The following is an 18,681-nucleotide window of genomic DNA, read 5'->3' on the forward strand; positions in this document are numbered from 1 at the left end:
AACTCTATAGAAAATCTATGCTTTCCTATTATGAATGTAACATGAGTAGTTTGTCAAATATAAATATAAGAATTTAGTTATGAGTTTATTTAGTAAACCCATAGCGTATATTTTTCTTATTTTTGTATTCATCAGGCGGACAAACATCTTTTTTGAATAGTAAATATAGGAATAGATAGGTTCTGATAACAATTATATCCTTTTAGAAATATGATCCAATCTACTACTTTGCCATATTAAAACTGGCGACGAAAGTTAGCATTTTCATCGCCAGTTTAACACAATTGAACTTTTATTTACTTTGTATCAACAAATTTTCACCACTATTAATTCACAGTATACAAATAATCGTACTGTTCTTGTGTCAATGTATCTAAGTCATAGCCCATGGATTGCAATTTCAGTTTCGCAATTTCCGCGTCTACTTCATATGGTAATACATGCACATCATCTGCCATATCTGCCCCATGATGTAAGATGTACTCCGCTGCTAATGCCTGCATAGCAAAGGACAAGTCCATAATTTCTGCTGGATGTCCATCCCCTGCTGCTAAGTTCACAAGGCGACCTTCTGCTAGTACATACAATTGACGACCGTCTTGCATATGGTAGGCTTCGATATTCTGACGCACTCGTTCATGAGATACAGCCATGGCTTCTAAATCTTTCACATTTACTTCGCAATCGAAATGCCCTGCATTACAAAGCACAGCGCGATCTTTCATCACAGCATAGTGCTCTTCTGTAATAACGTCTTTACAGCCTGTGACCGTACAGAAAATATCGCCAATTTTAGCAGCTTCCACCATTGGTAATACTTTGAAACCATCAAATACAGCCTCGATTGCTTTAATTGGATCTACTTCTGTTACATACACGTGAGCACCTAGGCCTTTGGCACGAAGTGCCACGCCTTTACCGCACCAGCCGTAACCAGCAACCACCACATTTTTACCTGTTACTGTTAAGTTCGTAGTGCGCATAATACCATCCCAAACAGATTGGCCAGTACCATAGCGATTGTCGAATAAGTATTTACAGTTAGAGTCGTTAACAGCGATCATTGGGAATGTCAACTGTTCCGCTTCAGCCAAGGCTTTTAAACGGTGTACACCTGTTGTGGTTTCTTCACTACCGCCCAACAAACGTTCTTTTGCATCAGTTCGTGTTGTATGTAACAAGCTTACTAAATCTCCACCGTCATCGATGATGATATGAGGTTTATGATCCAGTGCTTTGTTCAGGAACATCGTATACTCTTCGTCTGTACAATTGTACCAAGCATATACAGTTAAGCCCATATCTACCAGTCCTGCTGCCACATCATCTTGCGTAGACAATGGGTTGGAACCTGTAACGATCACATCTGCACCACCACGTTGCAACACCGTAGATAAGTACGCAGTTTTCGCCTCTAAATGGACGGACACAACGATAGTTTGACCTTTGAAAGTTTGCTCTTTTTCAAAACGGTCCCCTAATGTGTTCAAAGTAGGCATGAAATTAGCTACCCAGTCGATTTTTTTACGACCTTCAGCGGCTAATGAAATATCTCGAATTAAAGATTGCATTGGAGTTCTCCTTTTAGATTCTTCACCATAGATTATAATTGAAAGCCACCATATTCAGCCATACGATGATGCGCTGGATAGTCTGCATTCACATCGATGCCTTTAATAACTTCTTTAACAAGGGATTGCAATTGTTCTGCCATTTGTTGCATCATGTCTACCACTTCGCCATGGGTCAAAGCAGATTCAGAAATACCTGCCGCGTAGTTTGTGACCATGGAAATTGTCATATATGCCATTTCCGCTTCATTCGCTAAGGTCACTTCCGGTACGTTTGTCATACCCACTGTTTGACCCCCTAACATAGCATACATGCGGATTTCAGCAGGAGATTCAAAGCGAGGTCCCTCTGTACATACGTAAGTGCCCCCATTGTGAACCGTTAAGCCTAAGGATTTAGCGGCGCTTTCTACAATACCTCGCAACTCAGGGCTATATGGTTCTGTCACATCCACATGTGCCACCGGACGATCGCCGCCTTCGTAGAAGGTATTCACCCGGTTTTTCGTAAAGTCTAGGAATTGGTCGGTCAACACAAAATGACCAGGTCCAAAGTTCTCATCCAAAGAACCTACTGCTGTAGTTGATACGATGAATTTCACACCTAATTTTTTAAGTCCCCAAATATTAGCACGATAGTTAATCTTATGCGGTGGAATCGAATGATCTCGACCATGACGAGCTAAGAAATACACCGTCTTATCTTCATACGTACCACACACATAGTGAATCTCACCATAGGGCGTCATAAGCGAAGATTCCGTCATAGTTTCAAACATATTTGGGTCGTACACACCGGTACCACCAATAATAGCAATGGCTGACATATTGTTCCTCCTTGTGAAAGATAGAAAAAATATCTGTATGAATTCATTATAGCATGGAATGGATAGTTTTGTGGGTATAGAGTATCATTATTAGCAGTTATAAATTTTTCACCATTTCCTTCCACACTACAAATCATCCATAAAATGCTATAATATACACAATAACTATTAACACAACAATCTATACAATAAAGGAGTTCTCCATGATTCGTATTGCTTTTGGACAAATTCAGGTACACCCTGGTGATCCTGCTACAAACTTTCAATCTATGATGCATGCCATCGACTATGCCAAGGCTGTGAGCACGGATATCCTTATCTTTCCAGAATTGTGTCTCAGCGGATATATGGTAGGTGATTTGTGGGACCAAGTGCCTTCTATAAATGATTGTCTCTACTATGGTGAAAAATTAGTGAAAGCCACCGCTAACACCAATCTTACGATTATCTTTGGCAATGTAGGTATTGATGAACGTCTACGTAACTTAGATGGCAGTCTTCGCAAATACAATGCTCTATATGTAGCATCCAAAGGACAACTGGTATCCAATCCATCCCAGCCTTATCCATTTACAATTAAAACCTTATTGCCATGTTATCGGTACTTTAATGAACCTCGACATTTCACTAGCGCCAATGTAGTCGCGAAAGAGCGTAATCTTCCTTTATCGGATATCAATCAGCCTCTCACGATTTTCACTCGACAAGGAGCTTTTACTATTGCTCCTGTTATCTGTGAAGATAGCTGGGATACGCACTATCCAGATTGTCCCACTAGTCTTATGGTAGAATCTGCAAAAGCGAAAAGTCAGCACATCGATCTGATCGTGAATTGTTCCTCTTCGCCTTACACAATTCATAAGCAAGAACAGCGCCGCGCCCTATTTAGTGCACAAGCCAAACAATACAATACTCCTATTGCCTATACGAACCATGTGGGAATTCAAAACAACGGCAAAAATATCTGCATCTATGACGGTTGCTCCACGCTATATGACGTGAACGGTTCTGTTGTGGAAGAAGTACCTGCTTTTGAAAATACTGTACGACCTACCTTATTGAAAGATACCTTGTGGCAAGCACTTTCAAATGCTAACTCTGAACAACGGGATACTTCTGAAGATAGTACAGTACTTCAACTGTCCCTAGAACATAATAGATGTGATAAAAATGATACATATCATACACAGGATTTAAATCATATACAGGATGCAACTCCTACCTACATCCCTACCCTATTCAAAGCTCTTCAATACGGCATTTGCCAATTTTTAGCACAAACGGGTATCAAAAATATTGTCATCGGCGCCTCAGGTGGTATCGACTCTGCTTTCAATGCTGCTTTGTACAGCACTGTATTGCCGCCGGAGAATTTATACTTAGTCAATATGCCAAGCCGTTACAACTCTGATATGACGAAAGATTTGGCCTACCAATTAGCACAGAACATCGGTTGCCATTACGGCGTATTTCCTATTGAGGAAGGTGTGAATACCACCGTTGTACAACTAGAAAGTCAACCTTTCACAAAATTTCCTCTAAAGACCTCTAGTCATGTACATAAGCATACACTAGCAGATGATGCTACTATCTCCAATTCTACTACAGATACTATATGTGAATCGCAGCAATTTACTACAAACCATACTGAGCAAACTCATGTGGATACCGACTTAGATACTACCACATTCTTACAGCTATCCACCCTTGCCAAAGAAAACATCCAAGCCCGTGATCGTTCGTCTCGTATCTTAGCCGGTATAGCATCCGCTGTGAACGGGGCTTTCACGTGCAATGGCAATAAAACGGAGTTCACTGTCGGTTATGCTACAATGTACGGTGATTTGGCAGGTTTCCTTGCCGTAACAGGGGATGTATGGAAAACGGATGTCTATGCTTTGGCATGCTACATGAATAAGCACATTTTTAAACGAGAGGTCATTCCTCAAGGGTCCATCGATGTGGTACCGAGTGCTGAGTTATCTGATGCACAGGATGTGACACAAGGTCTTGGTGATCCCTTACGGTATGAATATCACGACTGCTTATTCCGTGCCTTCGTAGAGGGTACACCTCATACACTACCTCATCAGCGTTTGACGCCTGAGGATATCTTGTGTGCCTATGAAAAAGGCACATTGGAGCACCTATTAGGATTGCCACACCCTGTTTCTCACTATTTCACATCTACAGATCAGTTTATCAACGACCTCGAACGCTGGTGGAAATCTTTCAACGGATTAGCTGTGGCAAAACGCATCCAATCTCCGCCACTGTTCCTTGTCAGTGAACGTGCCTTCGGTACTGACCTAAGTGAAAGCCAATTAAAACCATATTTCTCACGTACTTACCATATCATTAAAGAGAGAGTTCTATATCACCACACCAAAAAGTGAGTATATTTCTTGATTTTAAAAATATAAATCTATACTATAGTAACGCTATATACAACTTTGTAATATACCTTATTAGATATCTTACATCCTGTATATAGCGTTATTTAATGTTTGACCATTTACTCATGCACCACTTTCAAAAATGATATAACCCATACTGAAAATTATATTGTAATGATAATCGTTATAGATTACAATAAAGTTAACCCTATGGGTTACGTTTTAATGTGTATTTGGAGGTATATTATGCAACAAGCATGGAAAGACTTCAATACAGGTGTATGGGATAAGTCCGTGGACGTACGCGATTTTATCCAACGAAACTATGTGCCTTATGTAGGCGATGATTCTTTTCTAGTAGGTCCTACAGAACGAACTACTAGACTTTGGCAACGGGTATTAGATTTATATGAGGAAGAACGACAAAAAGGTTCTGTCATCGATGCAGACACTGATGTAGCAACTCATATTACGGCGCATGCCCCTGGATATATTATTCAAGAAGATGAACAAATTGTAGGTCTTCAAACTGATTATCCTTTGAAACGTGCCATGTTCCCTTATGGTGGTTTACGAACTGCTAAAAGTGCTATCGAAGAGTATGGTTACAAAATGGATCCAACTCTTGAAGCATTCTTTAAAACTCATCGTAAGACACATAATGATGGTGTATTTGATGTATATACACCTGAGATGCGGGCTGCTCGCTCTGCTCACATTATTACGGGCCTACCTGACGCGTATAGCCGCGGCCGAATTATCGGTGATTATCGCCGTGTAGCCTTATATGGTGTAGATTATTTGATCAAGGATAAAGAAGATCAATTCAATATCACCATGGGCGATATGATGCCAGATATCATTCGTGACCGCGAAGAAATTCGAGATCAAATCCGTTCTTTGAAAGAATTAAAAGAAATGGCTGCGTCCTACGGATTTGATATCTCCAAACCTGCTACCGATGTAAAAGAAGCTATCCAATGGCTATACTTTGGCTATTTGGGTGCTATCAAAGAACAAAACGGTGCAGCTATGTCCATCGGACGTAACTCCACTTTCTTGGACATCTATGCAGAACGTGATTTGAAATCTGGTAAATATACAGAAGAACAAATCCAAGAAATGGTGGATCACTTTATTATGAAATTGCGCATGGTTCGTTTTGCACGTATCCATGAATACAACAATTTATTTACTGGTGATCCTGTATGGACAACTGAGTCTATCGGTGGTATGGGCACTGATGGACGTACACTAGTGTCTAAAACGGCATTCCGTGTCCTACATACATTGCAAAACCTTGGTCCTGCTCCTGAACCAAACTTAACAGTACTTTGGTCTCCTTCCCTCCCTGAAGGTTTCAAAAAGTTCTGTGCGAAGCTCTCTATTGCAACATCTTCCATTCAATATGAGAACGACGAAATCATGCGCCCAAATTCTGGCGATGATTACGCCATCGCTTGCTGCGTATCCCCTATGCGTATTGGTAAAGAAATGCAATTCTTTGGCGCTCGCTGTAACTTAGCGAAAGCCTTACTATACGCAATCAATGGTGGCGTAGATGAAAAGCTGAAAAAGCAAGTAGGTCCAAAATTCCGCCCTATTACTTCAGAATACCTTGACTTCGACGAAGTCATGGAACGCTTTGAAGATATGACGGAATGGTTAGCAGGTGTATATGTGAATGCTTTAAATATCATTCATTACATGCATGACAAATACGCCTATGAAAAATTGGAAATGGCATTGCATGACCGTAAGGTAACACGTTGGTTTGCTACAGGTATTGCTGGACTTTCCGTAGTAGCTGATTCTTTATCCGCTATTAAATATGCGAAAGTAAAACCTATACGTGATGAAAATGGTATTGCTATTGATTTTGAAATTGAAGGCGAATTCCCTAAATATGGTAATGATGATGATCGTGTAGATGATTTAGCTGCTACGGTGGTATCTGGGTTTATGAATAAAATTCGTAAACATCCAACCTATCGTCAATCCGTGCCTACTATGTCACTATTAACCATTACATCGAATGTGGTATACGGTAATGCCACTGGTGCTACTCCTGACGGACGTAAAGCAGGTATTCCATTTGCTCCTGGTGCCAATCCTATGCATGGTCGTGACGAACACGGGGCTATCTCTTCCCTAGCATCTGTTGCTAAAATGCCATGGCGTGATTGTTGCGATGGTATTTCTAATACATTCTCTATTATTCCAGATTCTCTTGGTAAATCCGGAGAGTCTATGGTTACATTAGGCGACTTGGACCTAGATATAGACCTAGGCAATATTGAACATGCATTAGCCGATGGTTGTGAAAATCTAGCTTGCCGTGAGCCAAATGTTACATTCCCTGAAGAAAAGGAGTAACTATGACAAACGAACAACAAGTTGATAATTTAGTACAGTTATTAGATGGGTACAGCAAAAAAGGCGGCCACCATTTAAACGTAAATGTATTCAATCGTGAAACATTATTAGATGCTCAAAAACATCCTGAATTGTATCCACAATTGACTATCCGTGTATCTGGTTATGCTGTTCATTTCAACAAGTTGACAAAAGCTCAACAAGACGAAGTGATTGCTCGTACATTCCATCAATCCATGTAATACACTATGGTAGGTCGTATTCATTCCATTGAGACTATGGGAACTGTGGATGGTCCGGGCATGCGATTTGTCCTCTTCCTTCAAGGTTGCCCATTGCGATGTGCCTATTGCCATAACCCAGATACTTGGGATCCCTCTACGTATGCCCAAGAAATGACGGTGGCAGATGTGTGGACACAATTTGAAAGGAATCGAGACTTTTATATCACTGGAGGCATTACTGTCACTGGTGGCGAAGCATTGTTGCAACTCCCTTTTATTATCGAACTCTTTACTTTCTTTCACGGAAAGGGAATTCATACTTGTCTAGATACAAGCGGGATTTGCTACACACAAGAACAGGCTAGAGAGTACAAAATGCTTCTTGACGTAACGGATTTAGTCATTCTTGATGTGAAAGAGATCGATTCCTCTATACACGAAACACTAACCGGCAAACCTAATGATGCGGTCCTAGAGTTCGCTAAGTTTATAGACGAGCAGGGTACCGATTTTTGGGTACGCCACGTGGTAGTCCCAACCATCACAGATAATCGCGATCGCTGGTATCGGCTTGGTTTCTTTCTAGGTGCCTTCAAACATTTGAAAGCCGTAGATTGCTTACCTTACCACGTCATGGGGGTTAATAAATATGAAAGTCTTGGCATTTCCTATCGCTTAGATGGAATACCGCCCCTCTCAAAAGCTGACGCACAGCGTGCACTCCGCGTTGTCCTTTCTGGAATACGCGACTACCGCCGAGGTTTATGGTGTCCTCTTAAAACACCAGAAAGTTAAACTCATAATAATACTTTCCTGATCTTTCATAAAAGCGCACTATCCTTCGTGGACGGTGCGCTTTTTCTGTATGCCTCCGTAGACATATCGGTATGTGTATATTCCTATGTATCTGTTATATTAGCATTTTATGTTCATATATTGATATTCATTTCTTATGGATAGCTTTTACATATTAGATGTTTAGTTGTATAATAGGAGAGTATTATTTCAGACTATCTCACTATGATTTTGGTGCAAGTGAATCCTATGCGCACTACTGCACCATCATAGTCTTTTGTACCTAAAGTTAGGAGGCATTTCATGGCATCGTCATACATGCTACAATTACATCTTGGCGCCGTAGAAACGGTCATACTCTCACTGTTTTCCTTTTTACTGGGAACCTTTATGCACAAGCACATTAACATCTTGCATCGTTGGGCTATCCCAGTGCCTGCTATTGGTGGTTTAACTGTAGCAATGATTGTATTTCTACTACAAATTTCTGGTCTTATACTCATTACTCTGGACAAGGCTGTTCTCGTTCCTGCTATGGTGGCATTCTTCGCCACTATGGGGCTAGTAGCGCCCGTGCAAATTTGTACATCTTCGTTAAAAGCAATCCCTCGCTACTGGGGCATGAGTACTTTACTTGTGATTATGCAAATCAGCATTGGCTTAGGACTAGCTAGCCTATTTGGATTAGACAAACACTATGCTATTTTATTAGGCTCTTTATCTCTTGAAAGCAGCTACAACTTTGTGTCCGCCTTAGGTCATGACTTAGGGAATGCCTTAAATGGTGAAACTGTAGCACATGGTATCATTGCATTCACTACCATTATCGGTGTGTTCATCGGCGGTCCTATGGGACAATATTTAATCGAAAAGTTCAATCGCTATGAAACAGCACCTCCTCCACCAGATTCCCCAGCACCCACACCGGTTGGGATTATCATCAACTTATTGTTGGTTCTTATCTGTGTCAGCATCGGCATCGGCGGTTCTCACTATTTATTAGATACCTTTGGTTTGCACTTTCCTACGTTCATCGTATCCATGTTATTGGCCATTGCTATTCGTAATGGTGGCGATGCCATGGGCCAAACGTTCATCAATTCTAAAGCTATTGCCTTATTTAGTCAAATTAGTATTACTATCTTCTTAACTACTGTGTTCATGAGCGTACCTGTAATCGCATTACGTGCGCTTACAGGACCAATGCTTGTGATTCTTGTGGTACAAGTCATTGCGATTATTCTGTTTACACGATTCATCGTATTTCCTGTGCTGTGTAAAGATTACGACGGCGTTGTCATCGGCGCCGCCCTCCTTGGCCACGGCTTAGGTATCACACCAAACACGGTAGCAACCATCGCTACCCTCGGTGGTCGCTACAGAAAATCTGTAAAAGCTTTCCTAGTTGTTCCAATTACAGCTACTGTATTAATCAATGTATTGGGTATCCCTATCTTGCATTGGATCATGCAGTTCTATTGGTAAATATATAATATAAAATCCCCAATCCATTCACTGGACTGGGGATTTTTTATTATAAGAATAAATTAATGATTTCTACACCAATTAATCCACATACGGCAATCACTGTTTCCACCATACACCAAGAGCGTAATGTTTGTTTGACAGATAATCCGAAAAACTCTTTAAATAACCAGAATCCTGGGTCATTTGGTGGGCTAAAGAATACAGAACCAGCACCTACTGCAATTACCATCAATTCAGGGCTTACACCTGTTAATGGAATTAACGGCGCCACAATGCCGCCAGCTGTCATAGCTGCCACTGTAGCAGAGCCAACAGCAATACGAATCACCACAGCAATTAACCAAGCTAATACTAATGGAGATACATTCACTTGCATCACTAGTTCACCGATATAGGTACCCACACCGCTATCGATCAATACTTGTTTTAGTGCTCCACCAGCTCCTACAACGAATAGAATCATAGCTACTGTTAAAATCGCTTTTTCAGAAGTAGCCATAATATCTTTCATAGATTTGCCACGAGCGAAGCCAAATGTATAGAAAGCAATAATAATAGAAATTGTCAACGCTACAGAAGGATCACCAATGAAGTTAAGAATGACCATAATGGTAGATGTTTTTGGTAAATTCATCATTTTACCGATAGCTGTAGCTGCCATCAAGATAACTGGTACTAAAGCGGTAAAGATAGATACTCCAAAGGATGGCATTTCCTCTTCTGTGAAATGTTTATCATTATGAAGTCCTTCAGGGATATCTGTTTTAATATCTTTCACAGTATTATACAATAATGGACCTGCCAAAATAACTGTAGGAATACCGATTAAAATACCATACACCAACGTTAATCCAATGTCTGCATTAAATAATACAGAAATTGCTGTAGGACCTGGATGTGGAGGCAAGAAACCATGTGTCACAGATAAGGCTGCTACCATTGGCATACCTACTTCTAACAATGGAATATCCGCAGATTTAGCAATGGTAAAGATCAAAGGAATCAATAAAACGAAACCAATTTCATAGAATAAAGCAATACCTACAATAAATCCAGTTAAACATACAGCCCATCTTACATTATTACGACCAAACATATTGATCAATGTAGTTGCAATACGTTGCGCTCCACCGCTATCAGCCATCAATTTACCTAAAATAGCGCCAAAGCCTACTACGATTGTTAAACCACCTAATGTAGCTCCTAAGCCTTTTTGAATAGTTGGGAAAATTTTGTCAAGTGGCAATCCTTCTCCAAAGGCTAATAATACACAGACCAATAGCAATGATAAAAAGCTATTCATCTTTACTTTTACGATTAGGAAAAATAGTAAAATAATTCCTAATGCAAGAATAACTAATGGCATTTCTAGTCTCCTTTCTAATTATAAACGACTAAATGGATGTTCCTTTTGGAACTGAACAAGACGTGCCAAATCGTCTTTCATATGAATATACAAACTTTCATAAATAGAGAAAAGTTCTTCATATACGGCTTGATGTTGCTCCTTAGGGTGATAGATACATTCAGGCTGTACTAACTCTGCGGTATCCTTAATATCTGACAAAGTTCCATCAGAAATAAACCCTAACACAGCGGCGCCAAAGGAGGCACCTTCACTATTATTTGGTAATGTGATATGTTCACCGAATATATCACTCATAATTTGTACCCATAATTCAGATTTAGTAAAAGAACCACTAATGCGGATATCTTTTACCTCTTCAAACTCACGTAATGCCTCAAGAACAAAGCGTAAGCTATAACAAATCCCTTCCATTGTGGCGCGAATCATGTAAGAGCGACTATGATTTAAGGATAAACCTACGAAAGCTCCACGCAGATCAGAGTTCCAATAGGGAGCTCGTTCACCAGTAAAATATGGCATTAATAACAAGCCACCAGATCCAGCCGGTACATGTCTTGCTTTCATGGTCATTAAATCATAAGGATCCACCGATAATTGTTCCATTTGGGAGCCATGATAATGCAGTATACGATCTCGCATCCAACGCAAAATCATACCACCATTGTTGATAGCTCCACCAGCCACCCACATGGTATCTGTTAAATTATAGCACCAAGTGCGACCTTTAGGATCCATTTGCGGCTTTTCTGTAAGCATGCGTATAGCACCAGATGTACCTATAGTAGCACTTAACTGCCCTTTAGATACAGCGCCAATACCAACATTCACCAGTACTCCATCAGTAGCACCGATGACAACCGGTGTATTCACAGGTAAACCTAAACGCTCTGCTACACCTGCTATTAACTTACCACTATACGTAGTAGATACTACCTTAGGTAGTTGTTCTTCTTGAATCCCTACATAGTCTAAAATCTCAGAATCCCAAGTTTCTGTAAAGGCATTAAATAAACCAGAACTAGATGCTACTGATTTATCTGTTACCCATTCTCCTGTCATCAATCGGAACATGTAATCTTTAATAGATCCAATATGCGCCATACGAGCAAAGATTTCAGGTTGATTTTCTTTGACCCATATGATTTTAGCCAATGGATAGGATGCATGTAGCGGACAGCCTGTTCTAAAGTAGAATTGTTTACACGTTTCGTCTTGTTCCATACGATGCACGATAGTAGAGCTTCTGCTATCTGCCCAAGTAATCATATTCCCTAATAAATCAAAATGTTCATCTTGAGGAATAAAACTATGCATCACTGAACTTAAAGCAATCCCGGATATAGTGACTAGTTTATATTGTAAATCTTTTACAACTCCCGCAATGACCTCTTCTACAGCATCATATATTTGTTGAGGATTCTGCTCTGCTCGATCATATTGTGGTGTTTCTAATGGATAAAAAGCATCTCGTACAGCTACAGATTTACCTTGTGCTGTATATGCCATAGCACGCACGCCTGTAGTTCCCACATCAACGCCTATCCATACTGCTTCTCTAACTTCTGACATATATACCTCCTATCATCCAAATAAACTCATTTGCTCATCTTCTGGTAAGTCGCCTAAACAACCTAATTCCACCATGCGATTCGCAATGGTTTGAGACATTTTTGTACGTCTCCGCAAGTCTTTAATAGATAAGAACTCTGCTTGCTCTCGTTCTTCTACGATGGCATCCGCTACCTTTTCGCCTAAACTAGTAACAGCTACAAATGGCGGTAATAAAGAGGTTTCATCTTTAATCATAAACCGTCTTGCTTGAGATTTGTATAACTCTACATTGGCAAATGAGTACCCTCGCTGTTTCATTTCCAAGGATACCTCTAAGGCAGACATTAAATCTTTTTCCTTTGGTGATGCTTCATACTTCGCAGCTAACGCTTTCAACCGTTTAAATTCCTGTTGTTGCTCTTCTAAGGAGCCCATCATAATTTTCAAGTCAAAGGCTTTTGCCCGAATAGAAAAATACGATGCATAGAATGCTAATGGATAATTAATCTTGTACCAAGCAATGCGGAATGCCATCATAACATAAGCCACGGCATGGGCCCGTGGGAATAAATAGGAAATCTTTTTACAAGACCCAATAAACCACTCCGGCACTTGGGCTGCTCGCATTTGGTCTTCATAATCTGTTTGGGCAATCCCCTCTTTATTACGCTTTTCAATACCTTTCCCTTTACGCACATTTTCCATAACAGAAAAGGCTACATTATCTGCCACCCCATGGTTGCGCAAAAAGTTCATAATATCATCACGGGTAGAAATAGCTTCATTCAATTTACATGTCCCGGTTTTAATCAAGGTCTGCGCATTATCTACCCATACATTGGTACCATGAGAGAAACCAGAGATCCGCACTAAGTCAGAAAAGGTTTGTGGTTTTGAATCTTCCAACATAGCTCGTACAAATCCAGTACCTGATTCAGGTACTGCCAAGGTAGCCACTTTATCTCCTTGCAATTGAGCCGGCGTCAAGCCTAATGCTTTCGTTGAGGAGAATAAGCTCAATGTTGCGGGGTCATCAAAAGGAATACTCGTAGATGGTATACCCGTCATATCTTCTAACATACGAATGATGGTAGGATCATCATGGCCCAGTATATCTAGTTTGGTCATACGACCTTCAATAGAGTGATAGTCAAAGTGTGTGGTAATAATACCACTTTCTTTTTTATTAGCTGGATATTGAACTGGTGTGAAATGATGTACATCCATATCTCGAGGGCAAACCATGATGCCTCCCGGATGCTGACCTGTGGTATTCTTTACTTTTGTAAAGCCTGTAGATAACTTTTCAATAAAACCTCGTCGTTTTTGTAAGTCATTCACATCTGCATATTTGTAGGCATAGCCAATAGCTGTTTTATCCGCAATAGTACCGATAGTTCCAGCTCTAAATACATTGTCTCGTCCAAACAATTCTTCCGTGTATTTATGGGCACGACCTTGGTAATCGCCAGAGAAGTTCAAATCAATATCTGGGACCTTATCCCCATGGAATCCCATAAAGATAGCGAAAGGAATATCGTGACCATTCGCGATAAGTGGCGTACCACATTCAGGACAATTGCGCCGTGGCAAGTCAAAGCCCCCCGCATATTCCCCTTTCAAATAGAACTCACTCCACTTGCACTGTGGACACACATAATGTGGCTCTAATGGATTTACCTCCGTAATATCCGCCATGGTGGCTACAAAGGAGGATCCTACAGAACCACGAGAACCTACTAAGTATCCATCATCTAAAGATTTTTTTACTAGTTTATGGGCAATGTAGTACAATACACCGAAACCATTGCCGATAATACTCTTAAGTTCATAGTCCAATCGATCTTGCACCGTCTTCGGCAAGGGATCTCCATAGATAGACTTTGCTTTCGCATAGCACATATCTTCCAAGGCTTTATCAGCCCCTTCAATTTTTGGTGAATAGGTGCCATTAGGAATCGGTACAATATAATCAATACTTTGCTCTATGGCTCTCGTATTGGTCACTACCACTTTGTAGGCATTGTCTTCTCCTAAGTAAGCAAACTCTTCCAACATTTCATCAGTGGTACGCATATGCTGATCTGCTTTGTCTTTTGCATCTTTCACACCGCTAGCGGTAAGCATGATTTCACGGTACATTTTGTCTTTAGGATCCATATAATGCACATTACCTGTAGCTACTACAGGCATTTGCAAGGTATCCCCTAAACCGACGATACGACGATTAATCTCTTTTAAATCTTCCTCATTTTTTAACAAGCCTTCTTTTATAAAACTCTTGTAATTATCATGAGGTTGAATTTCTAAATAATCATAAAATGTAGCAATTTTCTGCAATTCTTCATCGGTAGCACCGTGAACCATAGCTTGAATCAGTTCTCCAGATTTACAAGCCGTTCCTATAAGAATCCCTTCACGATGGTCTTCAATCACAGCTCTCGGCAATCTTGGGTACTCATCAAAATAATTCAAATGGCTAATAGAAATCATCTTGTACAGATTCCGTAAACCTACCATATTTTTTGCAAACATAATAATATGATGTGGTATCGATTGGCCCTCTTTTTCAATTAAATAGGCCTCTACACCATAGAGAATCTTCACGCCTTTTTCTAAGGAATAGGCCTGTGCCTCTGGAAATGCTTGTACCACCCCATGATCAGTAATGGCTACCGCTGGATGTCCCCAATCTTTCACACGATTCACAATATCTTTCACTACTACTAGCGCATTTTTCTCGGACATTTTTGTATGTAAGTGAAGTTCTACTCTGGCTTCCTCGTGAGTATCTGTGCGCTTCGCATTCTCCGTATCCTCCACAGGGCGCACAGAATCCATATTTAACACATAATCTCGTACAAATTGCTCATCATAGATGACTTCCCCTTTGATTTGCACCTTCCCAACAGATTTTAAAATTTTTAATAGCTTTGGTCCATCTTCAGAAGGGCTGGTAAATCGTTTAATAGCCAAGCTATTGTGCTCGTCCACTAGATGACCAGTAATAATATACCGTTTTTTAGGCTCCTCACCTTTTTCCCGCGCTTTTTGTACAGCCTTACTATCTTCCTTAGGTCGAATTTCTCGTATATCTAAACTGTGAAAGTGTCCCGATATGACAACCTGTTCTCCAGTTCTTACAAAGAAATCATCTGTCCGATGCGTGTCAGCTTCATCAAAAACAGGGCCTAATAACATCCCATCTTCAGTGGTTAGCTTCCGTCTACGCATAGGATATGAAGAATTACTAGTCACAGTTGAAGTCGGAGTATTAGGACGATCTATGACCACTGGCGCATCATATAAATCATCATAATCCGACGAAGTTTTTATAGTACCATCACGACTCACATAGAGTTCCATTTCATCGAATCGATTCTCTTCATCCATATCCCAATAGATATCGTAATCTGCTACTTCATTGGCCTGTTGTAAAAAAAGATACTCTGCATCTTCCAGAGGACTATTCCCTAAATCATCTCCAAGGAATTGCTCTACGTTTACATTAGGTATTCGAGTGAGAATGATTTGGTTCATGAAATCCCCAGTATCTATCACTTCGTAGGTACAACCAATAGCATAACAAATCTCTTCTATGCGTTGTTGCACCACGGGATCTAATGTGCCCTTAGCGGGAGAGCCAAATATATGCAATTTTCCATCTTTTAAGTAAAAGTAAAAATCTGTTTTAGATTCTCCTCTTCGTACTAAATGATAGTATTTCATCGTACTACTCCCTTATTGATTCAACTATCCATTCTTTTTACTAGAATCCTCTTTATGCTTTTTTACCACATTAGGACCTGTGACAATAACCGTATCTACAGGTTCATAATAAGAGTTAAAGGTATACGTAGAAGATCTCCCATCTCCATATACTATGGTTCTCGTCGTATCTACAGAAACTCCCTCATGACCTGCTTCCTCTACAGTTTCCTCTTTCACAGCCTCATCGATTTTTTCTATCTTTTTATTAGGAATTCTTTGTTCTTTACCTTTTGTAATCGTTACAGACTGTGGTACATCTTCCTTAGCTCCTAATATAGTAATGGTCACGTAGCCAGCACCTTCTTCGGCAATCACATAGATGGGATGAGAATATGGGTTTTTAAACTGAAAGTCAATATATCCCCACGCTACAGTAGCATCTAAGCCTACTGGTATATAGGAAACAGGAGCAAAATGCGTATCACGTTCTACAATATCCATACCAGATAATAATGCTGTATTAAACAAGGTAGAACTTACTTGGCATATGCCGCCACCAATACCTGGCACCAAACGTCCTCCCATAAATACAGGCGCATCATCGTATCCCGCTTCAGGAGTACGTTCTCCAACAACTTGATTAAAGGAGAAAATACCCCCTGCCGGAATAAAAGTTTGATGAATTTTTTGCGAGGCTAAATGAATATTATGGGCTCGGCTTGTATTAGAGCCATCAAAATAAGTCGTAAAGGACCCCAATATGGAAGTGATAGACACTAAATCTTTATCTGTTATCGTAGGCTGTGCAGACTCATTGATAACAAGTTCTAGGGTCTCTACCTTTCCTTCTTGCAATTGTTCTTGCAAACGTTTCATGGTAGCTGTCACATCCAATTTACGTCCTACCTTAGCAGGCTGATGTACCACTGTGTTACCTTCTAAAGTAACAGTGGCATTGGCCCCTACTTGTCCCATGGCCTTAGCGTAATTCATAAAGTAGGACTCAGCCATAGGTCCATCTACTTTATATCGAATGTTCATCGCTTTTCCATGAAGTAACGCATCTACTCGGTGCATGACATAGGTCATGACATCACTTTCATAGCCATAATCCATTACATCAGTTAAGGTTCCCACCCTATCTATGGTAACCCCTAAATCTGTTAAATTCACGGTCGTTTCTTTTCCCTTAGCATCCACTATGCGAATCCTTTGTGACTGTGTGTTCCGCTCTTGTAAATAGGTGTCTACTTCATCCATACTTTGATGAGATATACTATGACCATCTATAGTTAATCCATAAATAGTGTTTCCCGTAGGCCATACAAGCCCTGTTACAGCTCCCCCAACGACAACTATAAGAGCTGACACAGTGGCAATATACTTTCGTTTCATACTTCTCCTAATTTGCGCAATAGGCTAAACAAATATCTTGAAATTGGCTCATATCTGCTATACCTTGACGGCTTTGCAAAATTAAATGATACAGCTGGCTAATTAATGTTGCTACCGCTGGGATTTGAATTTTTCGGCGCGCTTCAAAGGCTAATTTAATTGTATAGGGATTGGCTTTCATCCCTTTTTCCTTAAATAAGCTTTGAATCTCAGGTAATGTCATCCCATAAAACGCACATTCACTGACCATGAGTTGTAAATGCATTTGATTATGCACATAAGCCATCGCCATATCTACACTTCTATTCTTTAGCATAGAGGGGAATAAATCTAGTAATGTTCGTGCATCTTTCGCTAATAAAGCATCTTTAAAGCGAAAAATATTTTTCTCTCCAAAGTCTGTCATATGCTCTTTTAAAAATGGCGCTGTCATCGATTCCCCATTTTTTAGTAGTAGGAACAATCGATCAAATTCTGTGCGCAAAAATGCTAAAGGCACATCTTTCCACAAATCTACCAAGTCACGTAGATATGCCATGCCATCGAGATCTATCTTTTGCTTATGAGCCTTGCAATGTTGTTGTATCCACTGAAAGAGAGCTTCTCCCTCTACTTTTTCAAACTTAAAGGATTCTACAGCTCCCAAAAATGCTTTATTTCCTTGCAACCGTCCATCAATGGTTTCTGGATACACTACAATAATAGGATCTTCTCCAGTATAGCTTTGCAAATAGTCTCGCAATCCTTGCCACTCTGGAGCCAGCTTTTTCTTCGGTTTATCAAAGATAGGCAAATGGACAAGCAGAAATACTCGTGGTTCACCAAAGAGAGATACTTCTTGTAATTGTCCTAAAATAGAACCGGGACCTTGCTCTTCACGCAAGGTAAGCAAGGTCCGATCTGTATATTGATGTAAGAGATTCTGTTTTTTTTCTTCTAATAATTGTGGTTCATCTCCATAGAGCAATGTAACCATCT

12 protein-coding genes are annotated in these 18,681 nt (G+C 40.2%); 5 read left to right on the forward strand and 7 right to left on the reverse strand.

Annotated features, from left to right (window positions below; genetic code table 11):
• Positions 1-326: 326 nt before the first annotated feature.
• Positions 327-1,571 carry an adenosylhomocysteinase gene (locus EO111_RS06690; RefSeq protein ID WP_127011081.1) on the reverse strand — a complete coding sequence of 415 codons (1,245 nt, stop codon included), beginning with the start codon at positions 1,569-1,571 and terminating at the stop codon, positions 327-329.
• 32 nt (positions 1,572-1,603) lie between these two features.
• The gene (gene mtnP / locus EO111_RS06695) at positions 1,604-2,398 is read right to left on the reverse strand and encodes an S-methyl-5'-thioadenosine phosphorylase (RefSeq protein ID WP_127011082.1); all 795 of its coding nucleotides are present in this window, start codon (positions 2,396-2,398) and stop codon (positions 1,604-1,606) included.
• Positions 2,399-2,601: 203 nt separating this feature from the next.
• On the opposite strand from mtnP, the gene EO111_RS06700 reads away from it, so the two are divergent.
• From EO111_RS06700 to EO111_RS06720, 5 genes are all read left to right on the forward strand, one after another.
• On the forward strand, positions 2,602-4,794 hold the full coding sequence (locus EO111_RS06700; protein WP_127011083.1) for a nitrilase-related carbon-nitrogen hydrolase: 2,193 nt from the start codon (positions 2,602-2,604) through the stop codon (positions 4,792-4,794).
• A 246-nt stretch (positions 4,795-5,040) separates the two neighbouring features.
• Entirely contained in the window at positions 5,041-7,170 is a 2,130-nt protein-coding gene (pflB, locus tag EO111_RS06705; RefSeq protein WP_164723925.1) for a formate C-acetyltransferase, read from the forward strand.
• A 2-nt stretch (positions 7,171-7,172) separates the two neighbouring features.
• A complete protein-coding gene (gene grcA3, locus EO111_RS08425; RefSeq protein WP_009353611.1) occupies positions 7,173-7,412 on the forward strand; it encodes an autonomous glycyl radical cofactor GrcA3 in 240 nt (79 codons plus the stop codon).
• Positions 7,413-7,418: 6 nt separating this feature from the next.
• On the forward strand, positions 7,419-8,189 hold the full coding sequence (gene pflA / locus EO111_RS06715; RefSeq protein WP_009353600.1) for a pyruvate formate-lyase-activating protein: 771 nt from the start codon (positions 7,419-7,421) through the stop codon (positions 8,187-8,189).
• A gap of 303 nt (positions 8,190-8,492) precedes the next feature.
• Positions 8,493-9,674 (forward strand): sodium/glutamate symporter, encoded by a 1,182-nt coding sequence (locus EO111_RS06720; RefSeq protein WP_127011084.1) that lies wholly within the window; start codon positions 8,493-8,495, stop codon positions 9,672-9,674.
• A 49-nt stretch (positions 9,675-9,723) separates the two neighbouring features.
• Here the strand turns inward: EO111_RS06720 and EO111_RS06725 are convergent, their stop codons facing one another.
• From EO111_RS06725 to holA, 5 genes are read right to left on the reverse strand one after another with little or no spacing between them, the layout of a single operon-like run.
• On the reverse strand, positions 9,724-11,043 hold the full coding sequence (locus EO111_RS06725; protein ID WP_127011085.1) for a gluconate:H+ symporter: 1,320 nt from the start codon (positions 11,041-11,043) through the stop codon (positions 9,724-9,726).
• 18 nt (positions 11,044-11,061) lie between these two features.
• A complete protein-coding gene (locus EO111_RS06730; RefSeq protein WP_127011086.1) occupies positions 11,062-12,615 on the reverse strand; it encodes a gluconokinase in 1,554 nt (517 codons plus the stop codon).
• A gap of 12 nt (positions 12,616-12,627) precedes the next feature.
• Positions 12,628-16,326: a PolC-type DNA polymerase III gene (locus tag EO111_RS06735; protein WP_127011087.1), complete on the reverse strand. Its 3,699-nt coding sequence runs from the start codon at positions 16,324-16,326 to the stop codon at positions 12,628-12,630.
• Between the two features lie 24 nt (positions 16,327-16,350).
• A complete protein-coding gene (locus tag EO111_RS06740) occupies positions 16,351-17,703 on the reverse strand; it encodes a VanW family protein (protein WP_127011088.1) in 1,353 nt (450 codons plus the stop codon).
• A gap of 7 nt (positions 17,704-17,710) precedes the next feature.
• Positions 17,711-18,679, reverse strand: a complete 969-nt coding sequence (gene holA / locus EO111_RS06745; RefSeq protein WP_062403066.1) for a DNA polymerase III subunit delta — start codon at positions 18,677-18,679, stop codon at positions 17,711-17,713.
• Between the last annotated feature and the right edge of the window lie 2 nt (positions 18,680-18,681).

Origin of the sequence: Veillonella sp. CHU594 (assembly GCF_003992265.1) — a bacterium.
Taxonomy (GTDB): domain Bacteria; phylum Bacillota; class Negativicutes; order Veillonellales; family Veillonellaceae; genus F0422.

Excerpts from the sequence above, each read along its gene's own strand:
- EO111_RS06720 (WP_127011084.1), top strand. The coding sequence starts at position 8,493 with ATGGCATCGTCATACATGCTACAATTACATCTTGGCGCCGTAGAAACG.
- EO111_RS06690 (WP_127011081.1), bottom strand. The coding sequence starts at position 1,571 with ATGCAATCTTTAATTCGAGATATTTCATTAGCCGCTGAAGGTCGTAAA.
- holA (WP_062403066.1), bottom strand. The coding sequence starts at position 18,679 with ATGGTTACATTGCTCTATGGAGATGAACCACAATTATTAGAAGAAAAA.
- EO111_RS06740 (WP_127011088.1), bottom strand. The coding sequence starts at position 17,703 with ATGAAACGAAAGTATATTGCCACTGTGTCAGCTCTTATAGTTGTCGTT.
- pflB (WP_164723925.1), top strand. The coding sequence starts at position 5,041 with ATGCAACAAGCATGGAAAGACTTCAATACAGGTGTATGGGATAAGTCC.
- grcA3 (WP_009353611.1), top strand. The coding sequence starts at position 7,173 with ATGACAAACGAACAACAAGTTGATAATTTAGTACAGTTATTAGATGGG.
- EO111_RS06730 (WP_127011086.1), bottom strand. The coding sequence starts at position 12,615 with ATGTCAGAAGTTAGAGAAGCAGTATGGATAGGCGTTGATGTGGGAACT.
- EO111_RS06735 (WP_127011087.1), bottom strand. The coding sequence starts at position 16,326 with ATGAAATACTATCATTTAGTACGAAGAGGAGAATCTAAAACAGATTTT.
- EO111_RS06700 (WP_127011083.1), top strand. The coding sequence starts at position 2,602 with ATGATTCGTATTGCTTTTGGACAAATTCAGGTACACCCTGGTGATCCT.
- EO111_RS06725 (WP_127011085.1), bottom strand. The coding sequence starts at position 11,043 with ATGCCATTAGTTATTCTTGCATTAGGAATTATTTTACTATTTTTCCTA.
- mtnP (WP_127011082.1), bottom strand. The coding sequence starts at position 2,398 with ATGTCAGCCATTGCTATTATTGGTGGTACCGGTGTGTACGACCCAAAT.
- pflA (WP_009353600.1), top strand. The coding sequence starts at position 7,419 with ATGGTAGGTCGTATTCATTCCATTGAGACTATGGGAACTGTGGATGGT.